This window comes from Kineosphaera limosa NBRC 100340 (assembly GCF_000298215.1).
Lineage (GTDB): Bacteria > Actinomycetota > Actinomycetes > Actinomycetales > Dermatophilaceae > Kineosphaera > Kineosphaera limosa.
Map to the genome: position 1 here is coordinate 18435 of NZ_BAHD01000065.1, position 20934 is coordinate 39368.

The window sequence follows — 20934 nt, forward strand, 5'->3', positions numbered from 1 at the left end:
GTCATTCCTGTCCTTTCCGCGTCGCGCTCGCGGTCGTCGTCATGGGTTCTGGGTGGCTTCGGCCCGGTTGGCCGTGTCGTGCCCGGCCAACTGCTCGTGCACCGCCGCCGCGGCCTGCTGCGCCGAAGTGACACAGGAGGAGAGGCCGATGCCGTCGTACGAGGCTCCGGCGAGCGCCACTCCCGGCCATTCGCGGGCCAACTCGGCGCGCACTGACCGCAGCCGCGTGGGGTGCCCGACGGTCAGCTGCGGGATGCCGGTGCGCCAGCGGCGGACGACGACGTGCGTGGGTGTCGCAGTGATCCCCTCCAGCCGCGCGAGGTCCGCTCGCAGCCGCGTCACGAGCTCGTCGTCGCTGAGCAGGTCGATGACATCGGCCCCGGCCCGCCCGGCGGACATCCGCAGCAGGTACAGGTCGGGGTCGGTGTCGAGCTGCGGCCACTTGGTCGACAGATGGGTGACGGCCTTGAGCAGCGTGCCCGTGCCGCTGGGCACGAGCAGCCCGTTGCCGCGTAGCGCCGGCAGGTCGGCCACCGCCGTCCGCGGAAAGCCGAGAATGACCGTCGCCGTGCTCGCCTGCCGCGTTTCCCGCAGCAGCCGCGCCGCGCCCGCAACCTGCCCGACCGCCCATCGCGCCGCGACCGGCGCCGGCACCGCCAACACCACCGCGTCGGCCTCGAACGTCGTCGTCTCGGTGCGCTCGGGTGCCGACTCGCTACGGGTAGCGATGAGTTGGTAGCAGCCGTCGGTCCTGGTGATCTCGGTGACCACGGTGCTCGTGCGGATCGTTAGGCCGTCGGCGAGGGTGTCGACGAGGCGGACCATCCCCTCCGGCCAGGAGGCGAAGCCCGCGCTCGCGGCCGCGTGCCCTGAGGCCGTCGTCCGCGGTTGCGCTTGCTGCCCAGGGTTGCTGTTGCGACCGCGACCGTCGGCAGCGGGCGCAACCGTCGGCGAAAGGGGGCCGGCTGCCGGGGCGCCCTGGGCAGCCGGGGCGGCCGGGGCCTGCGCGGCGCGGCGGCTGCGGACCAGGGAGCTGCCGGAGGTGGCGGCGGGGACCAGCGAGGGGGCGCAGGCGCGCAGGCTCAAGCGGTCGACATCCCCGGAGTGCAGTCCGCCGAGCAGGGGGTCGACGAACGCGGCGGTGACCTGCCGACCGAACCGTCCGCTGACGAATGCGCCGACGGCGATATCGGAGTCGGGATCGGCGCTCAATCGCCCGACGCGGCTGGCGAGCAGGGGTTCGAGGGCGGCCCGCAGCAGCCCGGGCACGGTCATCACGCCGCTGCGCAGCACGGGCCGCAGCCGGGTCGGCCCGGCGGGCCCAACCCCCGCAGGCAGCGGCCGACGACCGCGGCGGGTCCACAGCCAGCTCGGATTGGTGCGGGCGGGCACGACATCGTCGGCCAGCCCGAGGTCACGGATGAGCGCCGCGGCCCCCGGCACAGCCAGGTGCAACGCCTCGGCACCTACATCGACGGGCAACCCGGCGACATCAATCGTGTGTACCTGCCCACCAACGCGCCCAGACGCCTCCAGCACCACCACGTCGTGCCCCAGCTCCTGTAGCCGGCGCGCCGCCAACAGCCCTGACACCCCGGCCCCCACGACCACGACCCGACCTCGGCGCCCAGCGCCGGCCGACCCGGACCCCTGCGCGTCCACGCCATCACCTGCCCATTCGTCTCCCGCCACCCTACGACCCCGCCGAAACGGCCCCTGCAGGGCATCGCGCCACGTCGACGCTGGCTCCCGCCGGCAGAAGCCGCCGTTCCTTATGCTGTTTCTCGGGGTGGGACCCGCACGCGCCGCGGCGGGAACGATAAGGACGTCGCCGTGACAATCGCACTGGACCAGGGCTGGCTCGCGCGGGACCGCGCAGACGTACTCCGCGACGTGTCACTGGCCCTGACTCCTGGCGTCACGGTGCTGCTCGGAGCCAACGGGGCCGGTAAATCGACACTGATGGCGGCACTCCTGGGGTTGCGGCCACTGTCGAAAGGCTCGGTGCGCTGGCGCGGGAGCCGTGTCACAGACCGCGCCCAGTGGCAGCAGTTACGCCGCCACACGGGGTGGCTTCCGCAGGGGTTCGGATTTCCGCCCGCCATGACCGTGGCAGATTTCGTGGTTTACGCGGCCTGGCTCAAAGAGGTGCCCACCCGTGAGGCGGAAGAGTTGTGCGCCGAGGCCCTTGACGTGACACAGATGGCTGCCCTGCGCGGACGCCGTCTCGGCAGCATTTCCGGGGGTGAGCGACAGCGTGCCGGAATGGCCGCGGCGCTCGTTTCCCAACCAGCAGTGCTGCTGTTGGACGAACCGACATCGGGCCTGGACCCCATCCAGCGCGCCCGATTCCACGAAGCGCTGCAGCGGCTGACCGGCGCGGGCGCAGACACAGGCCCACGGGTCAGCGTGCTGCTGTCGACGCACCTCTTCGAAGACGCCGCCGCAACCGCCGATCGCATTGTCGTGCTGCGGGCGGGCAGCGTTGCCCTGACTCTCGAGCGCTGTGACCTGACGTCGCCCGGAGGCGAACTGACGGTGGAAGCGGTGCGTCAGGCGACCGTGGCCTTCATGGAGCCCGTGTGATGCGCAGTCCGTGGCGCGGCCGTACGCTCCTGGCTCGCCCAGAGATTGCTGGAATCACGTGGGGGGCTGTGTTCTTCGGAGTCGGCCTGCTCGTGATGACCGATCAGCGGGCCTCCTGGCAGGGCTGGTTGCCCGCCCTCTGGGCGCGCTCCACGACCATGACGATCCTGGGCGCCCCGCTGACCGCGATGGTGGCCGCCTACCTCTTCTCGGGGCCGCGGCAACTGGGCCTGGTGTCGTGGTTGCGCGCGTCGGGCGCATCCTTGCGACGCACCCTGGTGCCCCTGCTAGCGCTCGCCTGGGTGCCGGCGGTCTGCGCATACGTCCTCGTGGTGCTGACCCTCATCGGGCAAGGTGCCCTCGCCGAAGGTTGGGGCGGTTTGACTCCCCAGGCGGCTCTCGTGTCGGTCAGCGTGGCCGCCTACCTCGCGCTGGCCGCGGTTGTCGGCGGAGGGCTCGGCTGGTTGCTGCCGCGGTGGCTGGCGGTCGGCCTGGCCGGCATCGTGTGCTACCTGGTCTACGGAGCGCCGATCTATGCCCTGCCCTGGAGCGATAGCCCCCTCACACAGGCGGTTCTGGCGAGCGCGCATGTGGCCGGCACCTACGACTGGAGCATCCAGGTAGCCGCGCCGACGGTGCTGCTGCTGACCGCCGCGTTGTATACGTCCCTGGCGGTGGCGCTGTGGAGCGCGCTGACCGGTGGGCGTCGGGGCCTGGCCGCCTGGCTGGGCGCTGCGCTGTCCTTGTCCGCGCTGACCTGGACCGCCGGCAGCGCCTCCGCGATCCCGCACAGCCAGGACGCGACCTGCATCGATGGGCACCCCCAGGTCTGCATGTCAACCTCGTTCAAGGCGGTACTCCCCGGCTTCGCTCAGTTGGTACAGAGCGAAATGCCGTCGTTCCCGCCCGGAATGCGCCCACATCAGGTGTGGTCCGACGACCTGATGTCGCTGCAGGAGCCGCCGCCGGGCGTGTTCGTCTTCAGCCCGAGCGATGGCAAGACCATGCCGTCGCGCACGCTGAACTCCGCTGACACGACGGCCAGGTTGCTGCCTGCGCTCATCGACGTCAGGTGCGGGCCGACCGCCACCGCCACCGACGAGCGCGCCTGGGCCGAGGTGTATGCGTACTGGACGCTTCGGCACGGGCTGGACCTCGACGGGGGCAACTACATCGGTGAGGGCGGTGTCGCTCTGCTCCCGGATGCCTCGATCGCTATCGCCGACGCCACGGCGGTGCTCTCCCATCCCGATGCGGATCAAGGGACCTGGCTCGCCGAACGCCTGCGGGCTCTGGGCTGCCCGACCGGATAACCGATGCTCACCAGCGCCACAGTCACGTTCGGCAGATTCCTGCGAGCCCATGGATGGACCTGGCCGTGGGCCGGGCTGCTGCTCGCCGTCGCCGCGGCAGCCGGGGCGACCCAGTGGGTCACCCTCCCCGCCATCTACCCCGAGCGAGAACCGGTGGAGACGCTGGAGACCATCGGCACCCTCTTCGCCCTGCCGCTGGCCGCAGGAATCGCGGTGCTCTTCACCCCGCGCTGTCCGGAGCTTCAGGCTGTAGCCAGCGCGCGGTTGTGGCCGGCGCGGGTTGCCCTCGTGCTGCTGGCCGCCGTGCTCTGCCTCGCCGCGTGCGCCTTCGTGACGGCGCTCGGACCCCCGATGCTGACCTTCGACGCTGTCACGCGCACTTACGCGCTCATCGTCGGAGCGCACCTCGTGGGCATGGTGTTGCGCGGCCCCGGCGGCGGGTATGTGGCCAGCATCGTCTTCGTCGCGGTCCAGTCCTTTCCAGGGTTCCTGCCCTGGCGCGTCAACCTGCTCTTCAACCCCGCCCTGGCCGAGGGCGCGTGGGTCGTTGTCGGTACGACGTGGGCATTCGTCGCATTGCTGTGGCTCGCTGGAGTGCCGCGTTGGCGAGCCGGGCCGAATGGGGGGTGATGCAGGCCCCAATATCGTTGGCGCGGAAGCGGTGTTCGGCTGCCGTACCCTGGGAGGCGGCTGTGGGGGAGCCGTCCGCTCGGGGCATCCGCAGACGTCCCCTGATCACGCCCGCTGGGCGGGTCGAGGCCGCCTGCGAGGTGTTGCCCAGGCGACGGCCAGCGCTAGTTCAGCGAAGCACCCGGGGGAGCGGGGAGAATCGAACGGATGGAGTCCGTGCAGTCTTGGGAGTCACGCGAGCCTTCGGGGCGCCGCGAGGCCGTGTCCGGTGATCGCCGGCACGGCCGCGAGCGCGCCGTGGCGGTGCTGTCGACCCTGCTCATCGTCCTCGGCGGCCTGACGGTTGCCGGGTTGACGATGCTCGTGGTCTGGACCCACCTGGGGCAGCGCGCCGACGAACGCTCGCTGTGGTCGATCGCGGTGCCGGCGCAGTTCCGGGCCTTCATCCACGCCTGGCTGGATGTCGTGAGCCTGGAGTTCATCGCGTTGGCCGTCGGGGTGTCGGTACTCCTGGCGCTCCTGCGTCGGCGACCCCGTGCGGCCCTGGCGGCGCTCGTCGTCGTCGCCGGCGCGAACATCACCACCCAGATTCTCAAGGCCGCCATCCCGCGCCCCGAGTACGGCGTCGGCAACGCGATGAACAGCCTGCCCAGCGGGCACACGACCGTCATGGCCAGCCTGGCTCTCGCCCTCCTCTTCACCGCCGGGCGCCCGCTGCGGCCGCTGCTCGTCGTGTTCGTCAGCGCGGCCGCCACCTTCACCGGGGCCGCCACCGTCATCGAACGCTGGCACCGCCCCAGCGACGTCATCGCGGCTCTGGGCGTCTGCGCCGCGTGGGCGGGCGTGGCCGGGCTGCTCGGGTTGCTACCGAGGGGCCGCGCGCGCGGTGCGGGCGGCGGGCCGGCCGGGATGTCGAGCGCGCGAGTTACGGGCGACCGGATGTCGAGCGGTCGGGTTGCGAAGCGTCGAGGGATCCGCGTCGGGACGTACCTGCTGTGCGGCGTCCTTGGTGCCGTCGGCGTCGGGGCGCTGCTGATCGTCGGCGGGCTCGTGGCCCACGGGGAGCCGTCCAACGTGATTGTCGGCGGTGTCATGCTGACCGCCACTGGCCTCACCGGGGCGCTGCTGGCCGCGCTCGTCGGGATGACCTTGGACGCCCAGGACGCGCTCGACCAGGCGCGGATGTGGCAGCCGGAACTCGACCCGGAGCGCCCCGAGCCCGGCGGGTCGACCCCGCCATCGGACCCCTGGCGCAGGCGTGGTCCCGCAGCCGGCTCGTGGGAATCGAGGACGTCGATAGGCTGACGCCTGTGCTTCGACCCCTCATCGCGACCGTGGCCGGCAAGGCGGCGCGCGCGGCCACCCGCCTCAAGGGCGGCGGCTCGGCGCTGCCGGGCCTGGTCGCCGAACGCCTCGACCCGCGCTTTCTGGCGCACGCGCTGGAGGATGTGCGCGGCGGCATCGTCGTCGTCTCCGGCACCAACGGCAAGACGACGACCACCAAGATGCTCACCGCGGTGCTGCGCGAGCACGGTCTGAACGTCTTCAGCAACCCCACGGGCAGCAACTTCACCCGCGGCGTGATCTCCGCGATGCTGCCGCAGCTGCCGATCAGCGGCCGGCTGTCTGCCGACGTCGCGGTCCTCGAACTCGACGAGGCGCACGCCCTGCGGTTCGCCGACGCCGTCACCCCCACGCACGCGCTGCTGCTCAACGTCGCCCGCGACCAACTCGACCGGTTCGCCGAGATCGACCACACGGCCAAGCTGCTCGCCCAACTCGCGGCCCGCACCAGCGAGGCGGTCGTGCTCAACCGCGACGACTCCTTCGTCTCCCGGATCGCCGGCGAACCCGAGGTGCCGCCGGCCACGTACTTCGGGCTCGACGACTCCATGCGCGACCGTCTCGAGGAGCTGCAGGAGGCCGACGTGCGCTTCGACGACGAGGCGCAACTGCCGGCCGTCGGGCCCGGCGACGGGCTGCTGCGGGAACTGAACGAACGCGACTTCGAGGTGACTTTCGGCGATCAGTCGCAGGTCGGGCCGCTGCGGCTGCGCCAGCGGGGCCTGGCCGCGATGATCAACGCGACGGCCGCCGTCACGATGGCCCGTCGCCTCCTGGGCGAGGGCTTCGACCAGGCGGCTACCGAGCGGGCGCTGCGCACCGTAGCCCCGCCGTTCGGCCGCGGCGAGGTCATCGACTGCGGCGGCCAGCCGTTGGAGCTCGTGCTCGTCAAGAACCCCGCCGGCTTCACTGTCGCCCTGCACACGTACGGGTCGACACCGGTGGCCACGATGGTCGCCATCAACGACAACTACGCCGACGGGCGCGACGTCTCCTGGCTCTACGACGTCTCGTTCGCCTCCCTGGTCGATCGGGGGGTGGCCGTGACCAGCGGGGTGCGCGCCTACGACATGGCGTTGCGGCTGTACTACGACGATGTGGCCACCGAGCACATCGAGCCCAACCTGATTGCGGCCCTGGACCACCTGCTGGCCACCCACCCCGACGAGCCGAAGCGCATCTTCTGCACGTACACGGCGATGATGGCGCTGCGGCGCACCCTCGCCGAACGGTACGACCTGGCGGATTTCGGCGAGGAGGCGAAGCAGGCGTCATGAGCTCTGAGACTCTCAAAGCCCACGGGGCGAGCAAGGGCACGATCCGGCTCGTGCACCTGTATCCGCGCGAAATGAGCATCTACGGCGACCTCGGCAACACCCGCTGCCTGGCCACCCGGCTGCGCCGGCACCGCTACGACGTCGAGTTGGTCGAGCACCACCCCGGCAACCCCCTGGATGCCGACGCGCACCTCATCCTCGGCGGCGGCGGGCAGGACTCGGGGCAGGCGCGCGTCGAGGATGACCTGGAGGCCAACGCCGACCTGCTGCGCTCGCTCGCCGACGACGGCACCCCGATGCTCATGATCTGCGGCATGTACCAGTTGTTCGGCAACGACTTCACGACGGTCGAGGGCAAGCGGCTGCCCGGCCTGGGCATTCTCGACGTGACCACCCGCGGCAACGAGGTGCGGATGATCGGACCGGTCGTCTTGTCGACTCCGCACGGGGATGTCGTCGGGTACGAAAACCACTCGGGGTCAACGACGTTGGGTTCTGGGCAGGAGCCCTTCGGGCAGGTGCGTCACGGCCAGGGCAACAACGGTGCCGACCAGACCGAAGGCGCCCGGCGGGGCAACGTCTACGGCACCTACCTGCACGGCCCGGTGCTGCCGGCCAACACCGCGTTCGCCGACGCCCTCATCGGCGCCGCCGTCGACCGGGCCCTGCCCGGCGGCTTCGAGCCCGAGGACCTCGACGACCACATCGCCCACGAGGCCCAACGCCGCCAGATCGATCGCCTCCTGTCGGGCCGCAACAAACCCCGCTGACCTGCCGAAAGCGAGTTTGCTGGGCTACGGCGCGGGGGGTTGGGCGCGGGCGTAGTAGCCGCGGGTGTTCAGCCAGGTGACGGCGGCCAGGGCGCCGAGGGGGATCTCCAGGAGAAAGCTGAACAGGGCGAAGAGGGTCACCGCGGCGGCGGTGGCGTCGCCGGGGACGCCGAGGGCCAACAGGACCGCCGCCGCGCCCGCCTCCGCGACGCCGATGCCGCCCGGGGTCACCGCGACCGCCGTCAGCAGACGACCTACCGCGTAGGCGGCGAATGCGTGCGACCAGGAGATATCGACCCCGACGGCCTCCAGGCACTGCCGGAACAACACGAAGTAGACGCCCATGAAGCCGACGAGCCCCAGCGTCAACGACAACCAGCGGGTGCGTACGACGCCGATGATCTTGGCCCGCAGGTCGAGCGCGAGCAGTTGGGCATCCGGCAGCCGCCCCCCGCGCAGGCGTCGCAGCAGCGGCCCGAGGACCCGCTCGACGAACCGGCCTACCAGCCGGGCGGTGCGCCGCGACGCGATGATCGCGATGAGCGCCCCCGCCACCGCCGCGCCCCCGATGCCGCCGACGATCGCGCCCTGCACCATCGCGTTCGGCACCTGCCCCGCCGCCGGAAGCAACACCAGCGCCGCGATGACCGGCAGCAGCACCCTGGCCAGCAAGTTCCACACCGCAGTGACGATGATCGACGTGCCGATCGCGCGATGCGTGAACCGCCACGACCGAAACATGGCATAGGTCAACGCCGCCCCGACCGCCCCGCCGCCCGGCAGCGTGTTGCTGACCCCGGACCCGGCCAGATTCGCCAGTATCGCCTGAAAATGCCCCAACCCCGGCAACGATCCCGTGAGCGTGAAGGTGTAGCAGTACAGCCCGAGCATCATGAGCGCGAACAGCCCGAGGAAGGTCGGCCAGCCTATGCCGGTGATCAACCCCAGGATCGTCGCCCAACTCGTGTCGGTCAGGTACGGCAGCCCCCAGCCCAACAGCACGACAGCCAACCCCAGGCTCGCGACGATCTGCAGCGCCCGCGAGGCGATCGCCTTCGGGGTGCTCGGAAAGGCGACGGTCGGGGGCTCCAACGGGCCGCCCGCTTGCGATGCGCCAGCAGGCCTACCGGAGGCGGTCCGTGCCGGCTGGGCGGCCCGCGTCGCCTCCGATGAGGAGGGAGTGTCGTCGTGCTCGCTCTGTTCGCCCCCGGGCCCGGCGCCGTCGACGTGGCGGTCGTTCACGGCAGCCCGGCGAAGATGTCGCGGCTGATCGGAGCGCCCGCGTCGGCGGCGGGGTCGACGAACCACTCCCGCCCGAAGATCAGGTCGTACAGCGGCCGCGGGATGCGCCCGAAGGCCGCCAGGGTGCGGTCGGCGCCGTCGTCGGCGGCGGCCTGGGTGGCGTGCGCGGCCATGGCGGTGCGCTTGGCCCGGATCTGCCCGCGCACCCCGATCCGGTGGGTGATCTGCGACCGCGGGGTGAACGCCCGCTCCCACGCGCCCAGGTCGACGTCGATCCGCACGCCCGGCAGTCGGCGGGCCAGCGAGATGCCGGCGGTGATCGCCTCCCGCGGCACGGTCGCCTCCAGCAACCGGGGCGTGCCGGCGAGCCGCGCGGCCTCCCGCGTGACCTCGTGGACGCGCACGTGGTCGCGATGACCGTACCCGCCGGAGGGGTCGTAGCCGATGACGACGTCGGCCTCCTCCTCCCGCAAGATGTCCGCGATACGGACGGCCGCGTCTCGCGGATCGGCATGCAGGAAGCGCTGTCGACCGGGCGGGTCGGGCGGCACCGGCCCCTCCATGCCCGAATCGGCGTAACCCAGCCACTCGAGGCGCGCGGCACCGATCGCCGCGGCGCTGGCGTGCAGTTCGGCGAGCCGCCGCTGCCCGAGTGTGCTGCCGCGATGCTGTGCGGAGGTGAGTCCGAGATCGCCGTCGGTCGCCACGACCAGCACCACCCGATGCCCGGCCGCCGCGGCTTTGGCCAGGGTCCCAGCCATGAGCAGCGCCTCGTCGTCGGGGTGCGCATTGACGGCCACGACGGTTCGACTCACCCCCCAAGTGTCACTCATGCCGCGTTGTTCCCAGACGGATGTGCCAGGGTTGGCCTGTGAAGATCGCCCTTGTCACGGACTGTTACCTGCCCCGCCTCGGCGGGATCGAGGTGCAGGTTCGCGACCTCGCGCAGGGATTGCGCTCCGTGGGCCACGAGGTCGAGGTCTTCACGGCCACGACCGGAGAAGACGGGCAGCACGGCGGTCTCGTCGAGATCGTCGACGACATCCCGGTGCACCGCCTCGGCCTCCCCCTGCCCGCGGGTTTCCCGCTCAACCCCTTCGCCGGGCGTGAGCTGCGACGCCGCCTGCGCGACGGCTTCGACGTCGCGCACGTGCACATGGGGGTGGTCAGCCCGTTCACCGTCGAGGCCACTCGCGTGGCCCGCAGCCTCGGGCTGCCGACGACCATGACGTGGCACTGCATGCTGGCCTGGGCCGAGCCGGCGATCGGCCTGACCGGAGCGGTGCGCCGCTGGGCGCGCGCCGGCGTGTCGATGAACGCCGTCTCCTCGGTCGCGGCGGTGCCCGTGCAGCGGCTGCTGGGCAATCTGGCGGACGTGCGGGTGCTGCCCAACGGCATCGACGTCGACACCTGGTGGCAGCCCGCCCACGGCTCCACACCGCCTCCGACCAGCCCGCACGTAGAACTGGTGACGGCCATGCGGCTCGTCGCGCGCAAGCGACCGATCCCGATGCTGCAGGTCTTGCAGCGGGTGCACGCGATGGTGCCGGAGGTGCCGTTCCGGCTGACGATCCTGGGTGACGGGCGGCTTCGCTCGAGCGTCGAGGCCTATGTGCGCCGCGAGGGCATCGCGGACTGGGTCGACCTGCCCGGCCGGGTCAGCCGCCCCGAACTGCTGCGCCGCTACGCTGCCGCGCACGTCTACCTCTCCCCGGCCAAGCTGGAGTCGTTCGGTATCGCGGCCCTGGAGGCGCGCTGCGCGGGCCTGCCGGTGGTCGGCCTCGACACCAGCGGCGCCTCGGAATTCGTCTACGACGGCGTCAACGGCTACCTGGCCCGCACCGACGACGGCATGGCCAGCGCCATCGCGCGGCTGCTCACCGACACCGCCCTGCGCGAGCGCATGTACCGCTACAACGTGACGGTCCCGCCCAGCGACCTCGACTGGAGCGCCGTCATCGCCACCACCGAGCGCGAATACGAGCGGGCGATGGGGCGCTTATCGGCCCCGGAGCGGGTTCGTTGACCTCTCCCGCGCCGCACCCGCCGAGCCTGCCGGACCAACCGGTGCCCGCCGCGGGGTCGCCGACCGCGGAGCCGTTGCTGTTGTCGGGTCCGCTCGTCGTCGCCGGTCGTTTCGAGGGTGAGCAGTGTTGGCGGGTGCCGCTGCCGCACGGAATCGACCCGGAGGACCTGGGTCGGTTCGCCCGCGGCCTTCCGGAGGTGACCCGGTCGCCGGGCGGGCAGATCGTGCTCACCTACGACCTGGTCAGCCGCGCTGACCAGCCGCACCTGCCGGATCGGGTGGAGTCGGTGGCGCGGCCCCCGCGGGCGCCCGGGCTGGTCGTTGGCCCGGGGGAGCAGGTGCTGGCCGTGCAGCGGGTCGCGGCCTCGGTGCTCGTGTGGGCCGACGGTCAGCTGCTGGCGACCCGCTACTCGGGCGTGACCAGCGCGCCCGGCGCCTGGGCGCTGCCCGGCGGCGGTGTGGACCCGGACGAGGATCCGCGTGCCGGGGCGCGGCGCGAATGCTGGGAGGAGACGGGCCAGGAGGTGCTCGTCGGTGATCTCATCCGGCTGTTCAGTCGACATTGGGTCGGGCGGGCCCCGTCGGGGCGACTGGAGGACTTTCACGCCGTGAACCTCGTGTTCGCCGCGCGCTGCCCGGCGCCCGGGCCGACGCAGGTGCACGACGTGGGCGGCTCGACCGCCGCTGCCGCCTGGGTGCCCGCGGCGCAGGTGGCCGGCTTGGATTGGGCGCGCGCGCACCGCTGGGTTGCGAGCAGCGTCCCCGGGTGAGAGCGATCGCCGGTGGTCAGCGGCGGGTGAGCAGCCCGACGAGGCCGACGACCACGAACACGCCGCCGGCGGCCAGCGCGGCGGTCGGTGCGACCCAGCGTCCGTCGGCGCCGACTCCGGCGAGTTGGTGCAGCAGCGAGAGCCCGGCGACCACGAGGCCGACGAGGCCGAGCGCCAGTAGCCACACCTGCGGGCGGCGCCGTTCGCCCCCCGCGCCCGCACCGCTCGACGCCCCGGGCCCCCCGGGGCGGGGCGGCGGACCAGGCTGCGTCGGGTCGGTCCCCCGGCGGTGCCGGCTCATCGCGGACCCACCTGGATCGAGAAGCCCGAGCCCTGCCCGGTGGCATCGACGTGCGCCACGGCGGCGGCGAAGGGCAGCAGCACAACGACCGCCATCGTCAGGACCCGCGCGCGTAGGCCCCGTAAACCCACGATGACGATGATGAGTGAGAGCAGCGCCAAGGCGGCGCTCGCACCGACGACGGCGGCATCGGCCGTGCTGCTCGACAGCAGCACCAATTGCCCGGCGCCGACCCCGACGGCCAGGGCAGCCGCGAGGCTGACCACGGTGGCCCAGAAACCGAATCGGCGGGGCGGAGTCGGCGGCGCCACCGGTGCGGGGACCGCAGTCGTCGCAGTGGCCGGCGGCACGTCGCGCGGATCGGACCAGTTCTGCCCCCGCCAGGCCGGTGCGGGATCGGCGGGTACCCCGTAGTGTCCCGGTTGCGTCTGACCGGCGAACCCCTGACCAGGCGAGTTCGGCGGCGGAGCCAGCCGACCCGGCTCCGGCATGGCGGGTACCCAACGGCCTGTCACGGGGTCGAACACGGAGGTGTGGCCGCCGCGCGTGGGGGAGCCGTGCCGCGGTGCCTGCGGATCGTGGGAGCGCTCGCCCCGCGGGTCGGGCCAGGTGCCGGCCGACGGATCGCCGGGGCCGGGGGCAGCCCCCTGACCGCCCCCGGCCGCTGCGGCCTCCTCACGTCCCCCGGGCTTGACGGCATCCGGCCAGCCGTATTTGCGGTGCACATGGCGCACGACGAAAAACACGAGTCCCCCGCCAACGACGAGCGTCACCAGCGTGGGCCACCAGCCGCGCTCGTCGCCGAGCCGGCTGAACACGCTGATCGCCGTGAAGACTCCCAGCACGATCGCGCCGGGCTCGTGATCGGTGCAGGCGCGGCGTACCGCGAGGTTGCCCTGGTCATCGGGCAGCAGGAACCACGCGAGGAGGTACAGGGAGAGCCCCATGCCGCCGACCAGGGCCAGCACCACCAGGGCGACCCGAACGATCGCCGGGTCGAGGCCGAACTCGTCGGCGAGGCCGGAGGCGACACCGGCGAACACTCGGCGATTGCGCCTGCGGCGCACCGGCTGTCGATACAGCGCCGCGTACAGGCGATCCAACGCGCCCGGTCCGCTCGGTCCGCCCGGTCCGCTCGGTCCGCTCGACCCCGCGGGCCCACGTGACCCACGTGGCGTGGGCTCGGGGCCGGGGTGCTGGGCGCGCGAGTCGTCGGTCATACCTTCCATCGTCACCGAAGCGGCGCGCGATCGGCATGCGGACCGACCCTGAGGCCACCCTGAAGTCCGACCTCGAGGCCGGGGTGTCCGCCCTGGGATCGGCCCGCGAGGCCGCGTCTTGTCGGTCCTAGGTGTCACGATTGAGTGCATGAGTACACCCCAGGGGCCGACGCGGGCGGGTCGACTCGTGCGCACCCGCTCCGGGGCGGTCGTCGCAGGGGTCGCCGGGGGGCTGGCCGCGCACACCGGGCTCGACGTCCGGGTCGTGCGCGTGCTCTTCGTGGTGCTCAACCTGTTCTTCGGGCTCGGGTTCCTGGCCTACCTGCTGCTCTGGGCCACCCTCCCGGCGACCGACGCGGGGCAGGGCTCGTCGGGGCGCCGATTGCCCGTGCAACTCCTGCTCCTGGGCGCCGCTCTGCTCGCACTGGGGGCGCTGGGCGCTACCGGCGGCAGCTGGCTGCCCGACTTCGTTCGCCCGGCGCTGCCGGTGCTGGCCGTCGCGGTCGGTGCGGTCATCGCGTGGAGCGACGTGGAGGCGTTCGAGCGACAGGGGTGGCTCGGCCCGACCGGCGGCCGGCGTGCCCTGCCGCGCGTGCTCGCGGGTGCGGCCCTGTCGGCCGTCGGGATCGTCGTGCTGCTGACCAGCGGACAAGGGCTGTCGATGGCCGTGGATGTCGGCGTGGCGACCATCGCGGTGCTCGCCGGCATCGGGCTGGTGCTGGCCCCCTGGGTGGCCGGTTTCTGGCGCCGCTACGAGCGCGAACAGACCGCCCGAATCCGGGAGACCGAGCGCGCCGATATCGCTGCCCACCTGCACGACTCGGTGCTGCAGACCCTGGCGCTTATCCAGCGCGCCGACGATGCCGGCATCGCTGCGCGGTTGGCCCGCGGGCAAGAGCGGGAGCTGCGCGAGTGGTTGTACGGCGGCGCCCCCACCGCGGGCTCTCTCGCCGCCGAGATCAGCCGGCTCGCCGTCGAAGTCGAAGAGCAGCACGAGGTTCCGATCGACGTCGTCGTGACCGGGGACCGCAGTGTCGACGACGCCGGCGAGGTGCTGCTGGGGGCCTTGCGCGAGGCCCTGCTCAACGCCGTCCGCCACGGTCGGCCTCCGGTCTCTGTGTACGTCGAGATCGGACGCGCCGAGGCGGAGGCGTTCGTGCGCGACCACGGCGACGGCTTCGACCTCGATCAGCTCGATGAGGTACCGCCCGACCGGCTGGGGGTCCGCGAGTCGATCCTGGGCCGCATGCAGCGCCACGGGGGCCGCGCGCGCTGGCGCCGCCTGGAGGAGGGCACCGAGGTCGCGCTCACGGTGCCGCTGGAGACGGCGCAGCCACCCGCCGCCGCGCTGCCGCCTACCCCCGCCCAGCTGCCCGCCGAAGGCCGCGTCGAGCCGGCCCCCGCACCATCGGAGCTCGCCGTGCGGTCCGAGCCGGCAGCCCCACCTGCGTTGTCGCAGCCATCCGCCGCTACCCGTGAGGAGACCACGTGAGCACCACCAGCCACGACGAGCAGGGCACCGGCACGATCCGGCTCGTGCTCGTCGACGACCACCGCATGTTTCGCTCCGGCGTCAAGAGCGAACTCGTCGGCGACCTTGCCCCCGACCTGGAGGTGGTCGGCGAGGCGGGCACCGTCGAGACGGCGATCGCCGCGGTCGCCGAGCATCGTCCGGATGTCGTGCTGCTCGACGTGCACCTGCCCGGCGGCGACGGCCGGGGCGGCAGCGATGTGCTCACCGGTTGCCGCGGGCTGACGAGCGCTGCGGGCGAGCCCGTGCGCTTTCTTGCCCTGTCGGTCAGCGACGCCGCCGAAGACGTCATCGCGGTGATCCGGGCCGGCGCCCGCGGCTACGTCACCAAGACGATCTCCCCGAACGACCTGGTCAACGCCATTCGTCGGGTCTCCGAGGGCGACGCCGTGTTCAGCCCGCGGCTGGCCGGCTTCGTCCTCGACGCGTTCGGCGCGGCCGCCGGCGAGGTCGCCGAGGTCGATGAGGAGCTCGACCGGCTCTCGGCCCGCGAACGCGAGGTGATGCGGCTCATCGCCCGCGGCTACCAGTACAAGGAGGTCGCCAAGGAGTTGTTCATCTCTATCAAGACGGTCGAGACTCACGTCTCCTCGGTGCTGCGCAAGCTGCAGCTCAGCTCCCGGCACGAACTGACCGCGTGGGCCATGCACCGGCGCCTCGTCTGACCAGCTGCCCCAGCCGTCGATCCGCTGGGTTTCTTGGCGCTCCGACGCGCTGCTTAGGGTGTGGGCATGGCCGTTCTCTACACCATTCTCGTGATCGCCCACTGGGGCGGAGTCGCCGCGCTCATCGCCGGATACACCCTCTCGGTCGGCTCCGGTGTCATCAACCCGGTGATGGTGTGGGGGGCGCGGATCCAGCTGCTCGTCGGCCTGGCCCTCGTGGGGGTGGGGGAGATGACCGACCACGACTTCAACCACGCCAAGATCGGCGTGAAACTCGTGCTGGCGCTGGCGGTCGTCGTGCTCGCCGAGATCTCCCGGGCCCGCGCCAAGCGCGGCGCCGGCCAACCAGTGCTCACGCACGCGGCCGCCGGGGCGGCCGTGGTCAACGCGCTCGTCGCGCTCTTGTGGAACTGACCCTGACCGCGATCGGCTCCACGGCGTCCTGCGGCGCAACTACGCCGGGCTGACTGACCCGGCTCTGCCGACCCTCTCCGACCGGCCCGCCGCGCACTACGCGCGGTTGAGGAGCGCGGGCACGGCGGCCAGCCACGATCGCGTGCCCAAGTGGCAGGTCGACAGGCTCGCCACGCGGGCGGCGAAGGTCAGCGCGCCGATGCGGTCTAGCGCTGCCGGGTGTTCGGTGGGCTGCGCGCTCGCCAGGCCCCACGCGTAGCCGCCGTGCAGGGCGTCGCCGGCACCTAACGTGTCGATCGCCTCCGCCGATGGCACCCTGATCGCTCCGGTGGCACGGTCGGGCCGGGTGGCCCCGCCGGCCGCGTCGGCATCCGCGATCGGGATGTCGACCGCCGTCCGCCAGCGGATCGGGCGCGGTCCGTCGCTCACGGCTGCCAGGGTGGCGCCGCCCTCAACGAGCTGCTCCAGTAAGCCGTCGCCTGACGCTTCTGCCTGTGAACCGCTCTGCGGCAGAACGAAGTCCGCGGAGCACACGATGTCGGTGCAGCGGGGCAGCAGGTCGACCAGCTGCGGCTTCCAGCGCCCGGCGTCCAGGATCACCGGCCGCTGCCCCGCGGCGATCAGCTGTGGGACCGGTCCCGCGCCGACCTCCGGTTGGTCGGGGGCCTGGCAGGCGTCGAGCACGTCGAGCACCGCGTGCGCGAGGTCGGGATGGTGGCCGTCGAGCAGAACGACCGCCGCATCGCTGAGGTGAGCGGTCAGCTGCGCCTGTAACGCCCCGCGACCGCGGGACGACAACGGCGTCGGGCGACCGGCATCCGTCGACACGATCTGCCGGTCCGCGGTGCTCGCATCGACGGTGATGGCCGACACCGCCGGCTCGAAACCGGAGGTGGGCACCTGCTCCGTGCGGCCGTGCCCCGCAGCCTCGGGCTCTAGGAGGGCCGCGTCGACGACAGTGACGCCGCAACGCCGCAGGTCAGCGGTGACGAGCTGCCCGACGGTGCCGCTTCCGACCCGGGTGATCAACACGGCGTGACCGCGCAGGGCCGCGAAGGTCACGGCGGCATTGAGGGCCGGGCCGCCGGCGCTGAGCTCCTGCCACTGTGCAGTGACCTTGGTGTTGGCGGCGGGCAGGGCGGGCACGCGCTGGATGAGATCCAGGGTGGCCAGGCCCACGAAGAGGCCGGTGACGCCCCGGGCAGCCGTCGTCTCGATCATGGTTTTCATCGTTGCGCCTGCGGCGGGCGCAGTGAAGCCCGCGGGCTGCCGATCGAGATCGACTACCCGGTTGGACGATGCCGGGTATACCCGCGGGCCCCGGTGACTGCGTTGGATTTCGCAGCTCACCCGTCCGTTGACCGACCTGTCCGCACCGGATAGGTGACGGGTGGAAAGTCGGGACGGCTGCGCTAGCGCGCAGTCACCTCACGCGTCCGAAAAGTCTTCACTACTCGGATCACCTCCTTTCGGTGTCCTTCGACGGTACGACCGGTGACGATGGACTGGCAACGGTTTTTTCGGCGGCTTGTCGGCGCCCGGACTCGGCCCGCCGGCTGCCTGCGCCCACTGCCGGGGCAGGATGAGCCCATGGTGGGGGAGATGAGCGGACGGGTGCGGCGACCGCACGGCATCGAGCTGGACGACCCGCGGCTGGTGGCGTTCTGGGCGCGGCGGATGCTGTGTTCGCTGACGACGATCCGGGCCGACGGCGGACCGCATGTCGTGCCGGTCGGGGCGACCCTCGATGTGCCGGGGCGGCTGGTCCGGGTCATCACCTCCGGATCGTCGATCAAGGTGGCGCAGATTCGCCGCGCGAGTTCACCGGGCGCACCCGGCGCGCCGATCGCGCTGTGTCAGTTCGAGGGTCGCTACTGGTGCACCATCGAGGCGCGGGCGCGGGTGTTGACCGACGCCGACGCGGTGGCCGATGCGGAGCGGCGCTACGCCGCGCGGTACCGCGAGCCGCGCCCGAACCCCACCCGCGTCGTCATCGCCGGAGCCATCACCAAGGTCCTGGGCAACCTGCCTGACGTGGACTAGCGCGCGGCGCCCGGTTGAGAGCGGATCCCCCTGTCTGTCAAGGCGGCAGTAACGGATTCGTGTCAGGGCCTGCATCCCGAAGCAACCTTGTCGGTGCAGACCCGTAGGGTCACCGCTGACGACACCAGAAGACCGTCGGGGCACCCCTGGCCGACGGTGGCACAAGAAGCGAGGCCCTTGCTGTGCACCTCTTGACCCGGGTCAGCCTGGCCAACCGAGTGGTCGTCGCGCTCGTGACCCTGTTGGTCATGGGCCTGGGGGTGTTCGCGGCCTCGACGCTCAAGCAAGAGCTGTTCCCCTCGCTCGAGTTGCCGACCGCCGCCGTCATCGCGCCCTACCCCGGCGCGGCGCCCGATGTCGTCGAGCGTGAGGTGACCGAGCCGCTCGAGGCCGCTTTGCGCCCGATCGGGGGCGTGAGCCGGGTGCAGAGCACCACGACTCGCGGGGTCAGCCAGCTGACCGTGCAGTGGGACTACGGGCAGGACTCGAGCGCGATCCAGTCCGACATCGAGCAGGCGGTGTCGGGGCTGCGTGGGCGGCTACCCGACGCCGTGGAGCCGCAGGTGCTCGGTGGCAGCCTCGACGCCATCCCGATCGTCGCGCTGTCGGTCACCTCCGACGACGACGAGGCCACGTTGGCCCGCAAACTGCGTGATATCGCGGCGCCGCGGCTGGTCGGGCTCGACGGGGTGCGCGCAGCCACGGTCTCTGGCGATCGGGCCGAGCAGATCGTCATCACGTTCCGCCCCGACGACGTGACCCGCCACGGCGTGACCCCCGCGATGTTGCCGCAGGTGTTGCAGGCCGCAGGCGCCACGATCCCGGCGGGCGACGTCGAGGCCGGCGGCGCGCGCATCGACGTGCAGGTCGGGCAGCCGCTGGGCAGCGTGGCCGACGTGCGAGCCCTGCGGCTGCAGGGCAGCGACGGGCCAGTTCGGCTGGAGCAGGTGGCGCACGTGCGCAGCGAACTCGCGTCGGCCACCACCATCTCCCGCACCAACGGGCAGCCCTCGCTGGGCCTGGCCGTGACCAAGGACTCCGAAGGCAACACCGTTTCGGTGGCCCGCGCCGTGCAGGCGCAGCTGCCCGGGCTCGCCGCCGACATGGGCAACGGGGCGCAGTTCTCCACCGTCTTCGATCAGGCGCCGTTCATCGAGAGGTCCATCGAGGACCTGGGTGTCGAGGGCGCGCTCGGGCTGGCGTTCGCCGTGTTCGTCATCTTCGCGTTTCTGCTGTCGGTGCGCCCCACCCTCATCGCGGCGATCTCCATTCCCACGTCGCTTCTCGTGGCGCTCATCGCGTTGTGGTGGGGCAACTTGTCGCTCAACATCTTCACCCTCGGCGCGCTGACCGTCGCGATCGGCCGAGTGGTCGACGACTCGATCGTCGTCATCGAGAACATCAAGCGGCACGCCGGCCTGGGCGAGCGCGGGCCGGAGGCGATCATCGGCGCCGTCCGCGAGGTCGCGGGCGCCATCACCGCCTCCACGATCGCGACCGTCGTGGTCTTCCTGCCGCTCGGCCTGGTCTCCGGTGAGGTCGGCGAACTCTTTCGACCGTTCGCGCTGACCACCTCGATCGCACTCGTGGCCTCGCTGTTCGTGTCGCTGACGATCGTGCCCGTGCTGGCCTCGTGGTTCATGGTGCCGCGGGCCGGTGCGGCTGCTGGTGCCGGTGCGAAGGCCGGCGACGACCACGATCACGAGGCGGTGACCGGGCTGCAGCGGCCGTACATTCCGGCGCTGCTGTGGTCGCTGCAGCACAAGGTCATCACGTCGGTGCTGGCCGTGGTGATCTTCCTGGGCACGATGGCGCTGGTGCCGCTGCTCAAGACCGACTTCCTCGGTGACACCGGCCAAGACACGCTGACGGTCGCGCAGGACCTGCCGCCGGGCACCACGCTGGAGGTGACCGATGAGGCGGCGCAGCGGGTCGAGCAGGTGCTGGCGGCCGACCCCGCGGTCGCCACGGTGCAATCGACGGTCGGTGGGGGCGAGGAGCGGGCGGCCTTCGGCGGTTCCGGCGGCGCGTCGACCGCGTCGATGGTCGTCGGACTGCACACGGGGGAGAACGCGACGATCGTCTCGCAACGCCTACGCGACGAGATCGCGGGATTGCGTGACGTCGGCGATGTGCGGGTCAGCGCGGGCGGCGGCCCCGCCAACAGCGACGTCTCGATCAAGGTGCAGGGCAGCGAGACCGAGAATCTGGCGACCGCTGCCGATCGCCTGGTCACGATGATGCGCGGGATCGAGGGGCTCGAAGAGGTGCACAGCGACCTCGCCGCGACGACCCCGCTGCTACAGGTCGACGTCGACCCCGAGAAGGCGGCCGCAGCGGGCATGACGCAGGCGGAGGTCGGGCAGGCCGTGACCGCGGCGGTCCGCGGCACGCCCGCCGGGCAGATCGTGGCCGGGGACACCCGGCAAGACATCCTCATGCGCTCGCAGGAGCCGGCCGAAACCGTGGCGCAGCTGGAAGCCATCGAGCTGCCTATCACGGCGAAACAGACGATGGACGCGCGTACCGAGGCGGGGGAGCGGGTCGCCGACCGGCAGCAGGCCATGCAAGAGCGCCAGCAGGCCGAGGCGATGGCGCAGGCCGGGCAGCAGTTGCAGCAGTTGCGCGCCGCCCGCGTGCAGGCGGCCCGGCAAGCGGCGCAGACCGAAGCACAGCTGCGGTCCGTGCGCGAGACCGTGCAGCGGGTCGCGCAGGGCGCCGCAGAACTGCAGGCGGCTGCCGAGCAGGCCCGGGGACAGGCGCAGGCGCAGCTGGACGCCCAAGCTCGACAGAGCCCGCAGG

General features: G+C 72.1%; 19 protein-coding genes. 13 read left to right on the forward strand and 6 right to left on the reverse strand.

Going from position 1 to position 20934, the window contains the following annotated elements; translation table 11 throughout:
• Positions 1 to 39 precede the first annotated feature (39 nt).
• Positions 40 to 1662: a protoporphyrinogen oxidase gene (gene hemG, locus KILIM_RS16535; protein ID WP_157551773.1), complete on the reverse strand. Its 1623-nt coding sequence runs from the start codon at positions 1660 to 1662 to the stop codon at positions 40 to 42.
• A 171-nt stretch (positions 1663 to 1833) separates the two neighbouring features.
• On the opposite strand from hemG, the gene KILIM_RS16540 reads away from it, so the two are divergent.
• The 6 genes from KILIM_RS16540 to KILIM_RS16565 all read left to right on the forward strand — a co-directional run bounded on the left by KILIM_RS16540 (position 1834) and on the right by KILIM_RS16565 (position 7920).
• The gene (locus KILIM_RS16540; protein ID WP_006593875.1) at positions 1834 to 2586 is read left to right on the forward strand and encodes an ATP-binding cassette domain-containing protein; all 753 of its coding nucleotides are present in this window, start codon (positions 1834 to 1836) and stop codon (positions 2584 to 2586) included.
• 68 nt (positions 2587 to 2654) lie between these two features.
• Positions 2655 to 3899: a hypothetical protein gene (locus KILIM_RS16545; protein WP_040563667.1), complete on the forward strand. Its 1245-nt coding sequence runs from the start codon at positions 2655 to 2657 to the stop codon at positions 3897 to 3899.
• Between the two features lie 3 nt (positions 3900 to 3902).
• Positions 3903 to 4529 carry a hypothetical protein gene (locus KILIM_RS16550; RefSeq protein ID WP_006593877.1) on the forward strand — a complete coding sequence of 209 codons (627 nt, stop codon included), beginning with the start codon at positions 3903 to 3905 and terminating at the stop codon, positions 4527 to 4529.
• Between the two features lie 207 nt (positions 4530 to 4736).
• A complete protein-coding gene (locus KILIM_RS22615; protein ID WP_006593878.1) occupies positions 4737 to 5834 on the forward strand; it encodes a phosphatase PAP2 family protein in 1098 nt (365 codons plus the stop codon).
• 5 nt (positions 5835 to 5839) lie between these two features.
• Positions 5840 to 7150, forward strand: coding sequence for a Mur ligase family protein (locus KILIM_RS16560; RefSeq protein WP_006593879.1), 1311 nt, complete (start codon positions 5840 to 5842; stop codon positions 7148 to 7150).
• Positions 7147 to 7920 (forward strand): type 1 glutamine amidotransferase, encoded by a 774-nt coding sequence (locus KILIM_RS16565; protein ID WP_006593880.1) that lies wholly within the window; start codon positions 7147 to 7149, stop codon positions 7918 to 7920. Before KILIM_RS16560 ends, KILIM_RS16565 begins: the two co-directional genes overlap by 4 nt.
• Before the next feature lie 24 nt (positions 7921 to 7944).
• Here the strand turns inward: KILIM_RS16565 and KILIM_RS16570 are convergent, their stop codons facing one another.
• Together KILIM_RS16570 and KILIM_RS16575 are read right to left on the reverse strand one after the other, a co-directional pair.
• The gene (locus tag KILIM_RS16570; protein WP_051988845.1) at positions 7945 to 9162 is read right to left on the reverse strand and encodes a lysylphosphatidylglycerol synthase domain-containing protein; all 1218 of its coding nucleotides are present in this window, start codon (positions 9160 to 9162) and stop codon (positions 7945 to 7947) included.
• Positions 9159 to 9995, reverse strand: coding sequence for a PIG-L deacetylase family protein (locus tag KILIM_RS16575; protein ID WP_006593882.1), 837 nt, complete (start codon positions 9993 to 9995; stop codon positions 9159 to 9161). The genes KILIM_RS16570 and KILIM_RS16575 overlap by 4 nt, the downstream gene beginning before the upstream one ends.
• A gap of 38 nt (positions 9996 to 10033) precedes the next feature.
• Between KILIM_RS16575 and KILIM_RS16580 the strand changes: the two genes are divergently transcribed.
• Both KILIM_RS16580 and KILIM_RS22620 read left to right on the forward strand, forming a co-directional pair.
• Entirely contained in the window at positions 10034 to 11188 is a 1155-nt protein-coding gene (locus KILIM_RS16580) for a glycosyltransferase (protein ID WP_169330773.1), read from the forward strand.
• Entirely contained in the window at positions 11185 to 11958 is a 774-nt protein-coding gene (locus KILIM_RS22620; protein ID WP_006593884.1) for an NUDIX hydrolase, read from the forward strand. Before KILIM_RS16580 ends, KILIM_RS22620 begins: the two co-directional genes overlap by 4 nt.
• A 16-nt stretch (positions 11959 to 11974) precedes the next feature.
• Here the strand turns inward: KILIM_RS22620 and KILIM_RS24115 are convergent, their stop codons facing one another.
• Together KILIM_RS24115 and KILIM_RS16590 are read right to left on the reverse strand one after the other, a co-directional pair.
• Positions 11975 to 12259, reverse strand: a complete 285-nt coding sequence (locus tag KILIM_RS24115; RefSeq protein ID WP_006593885.1) for a hypothetical protein — start codon at positions 12257 to 12259, stop codon at positions 11975 to 11977.
• Positions 12256 to 13479, reverse strand: coding sequence for a PspC domain-containing protein (locus KILIM_RS16590; RefSeq protein ID WP_157551774.1), 1224 nt, complete (start codon positions 13477 to 13479; stop codon positions 12256 to 12258). The genes KILIM_RS24115 and KILIM_RS16590 overlap by 4 nt, the downstream gene beginning before the upstream one ends.
• 148 nt (positions 13480 to 13627) lie before the next feature.
• Here KILIM_RS16590 and KILIM_RS16595 point away from each other — a divergent pair, with 148 nt between their 5' ends.
• From KILIM_RS16595 to KILIM_RS16605, 3 genes are all read left to right on the forward strand, one after another.
• The gene (locus KILIM_RS16595) at positions 13628 to 14971 is read left to right on the forward strand and encodes a sensor histidine kinase (RefSeq protein ID WP_006593887.1); all 1344 of its coding nucleotides are present in this window, start codon (positions 13628 to 13630) and stop codon (positions 14969 to 14971) included.
• Positions 14968 to 15675, forward strand: coding sequence for a LuxR C-terminal-related transcriptional regulator (locus KILIM_RS16600; protein WP_006593888.1), 708 nt, complete (start codon positions 14968 to 14970; stop codon positions 15673 to 15675). Before KILIM_RS16595 ends, KILIM_RS16600 begins: the two co-directional genes overlap by 4 nt.
• Positions 15676 to 15741: 66 nt before the next feature.
• Complete coding sequence (locus KILIM_RS16605) at positions 15742 to 16089, forward strand: hypothetical protein (RefSeq protein ID WP_006593889.1); 348 nt, start codon at positions 15742 to 15744, stop codon at positions 16087 to 16089.
• Positions 16090 to 16185: 96 nt separating this feature from the next.
• Here the strand turns inward: KILIM_RS16605 and KILIM_RS16610 are convergent, their stop codons facing one another.
• Positions 16186 to 17310, reverse strand: coding sequence for a PfkB family carbohydrate kinase (locus tag KILIM_RS16610; RefSeq protein ID WP_006593890.1), 1125 nt, complete (start codon positions 17308 to 17310; stop codon positions 16186 to 16188).
• A gap of 381 nt (positions 17311 to 17691) precedes the next feature.
• On the opposite strand from KILIM_RS16610, the gene KILIM_RS16615 reads away from it, so the two are divergent.
• Positions 17692 to 18132 (forward strand): pyridoxamine 5'-phosphate oxidase family protein, encoded by a 441-nt coding sequence (locus KILIM_RS16615; RefSeq protein WP_040563680.1) that lies wholly within the window; start codon positions 17692 to 17694, stop codon positions 18130 to 18132.
• 182 nt (positions 18133 to 18314) lie between these two features.
• Positions 18315 to 20934: efflux RND transporter permease subunit (locus KILIM_RS16620; RefSeq protein WP_006593892.1), on the forward strand; the 2620-nt coding region annotated here is incomplete at its 3' end.

Coding starts and splice junctions, on each gene's coding strand:
- KILIM_RS16605 (WP_006593889.1), top strand. CDS start 15,742: ATGGCCGTTCTCTACACCATTCTCGTGATCGCCCACTGGGGCGGAGTC.
- KILIM_RS22615 (WP_006593878.1), top strand. CDS start 4,737: ATGGAGTCCGTGCAGTCTTGGGAGTCACGCGAGCCTTCGGGGCGCCGC.
- KILIM_RS16575 (WP_006593882.1), bottom strand. CDS start 9,995: ATGAGTGACACTTGGGGGGTGAGTCGAACCGTCGTGGCCGTCAATGCG.
- KILIM_RS16550 (WP_006593877.1), top strand. CDS start 3,903: ATGCTCACCAGCGCCACAGTCACGTTCGGCAGATTCCTGCGAGCCCAT.
- KILIM_RS16590 (WP_157551774.1), bottom strand. CDS start 13,479: ATGACCGACGACTCGCGCGCCCAGCACCCCGGCCCCGAGCCCACGCCA.
- KILIM_RS24115 (WP_006593885.1), bottom strand. CDS start 12,259: ATGAGCCGGCACCGCCGGGGGACCGACCCGACGCAGCCTGGTCCGCCG.
- KILIM_RS16615 (WP_040563680.1), top strand. CDS start 17,692: ATGAGCGGACGGGTGCGGCGACCGCACGGCATCGAGCTGGACGACCCG.
- KILIM_RS16565 (WP_006593880.1), top strand. CDS start 7,147: ATGAGCTCTGAGACTCTCAAAGCCCACGGGGCGAGCAAGGGCACGATC.
- KILIM_RS16610 (WP_006593890.1), bottom strand. CDS start 17,310: ATGATCGAGACGACGGCTGCCCGGGGCGTCACCGGCCTCTTCGTGGGC.
- KILIM_RS16595 (WP_006593887.1), top strand. CDS start 13,628: ATGAGTACACCCCAGGGGCCGACGCGGGCGGGTCGACTCGTGCGCACC.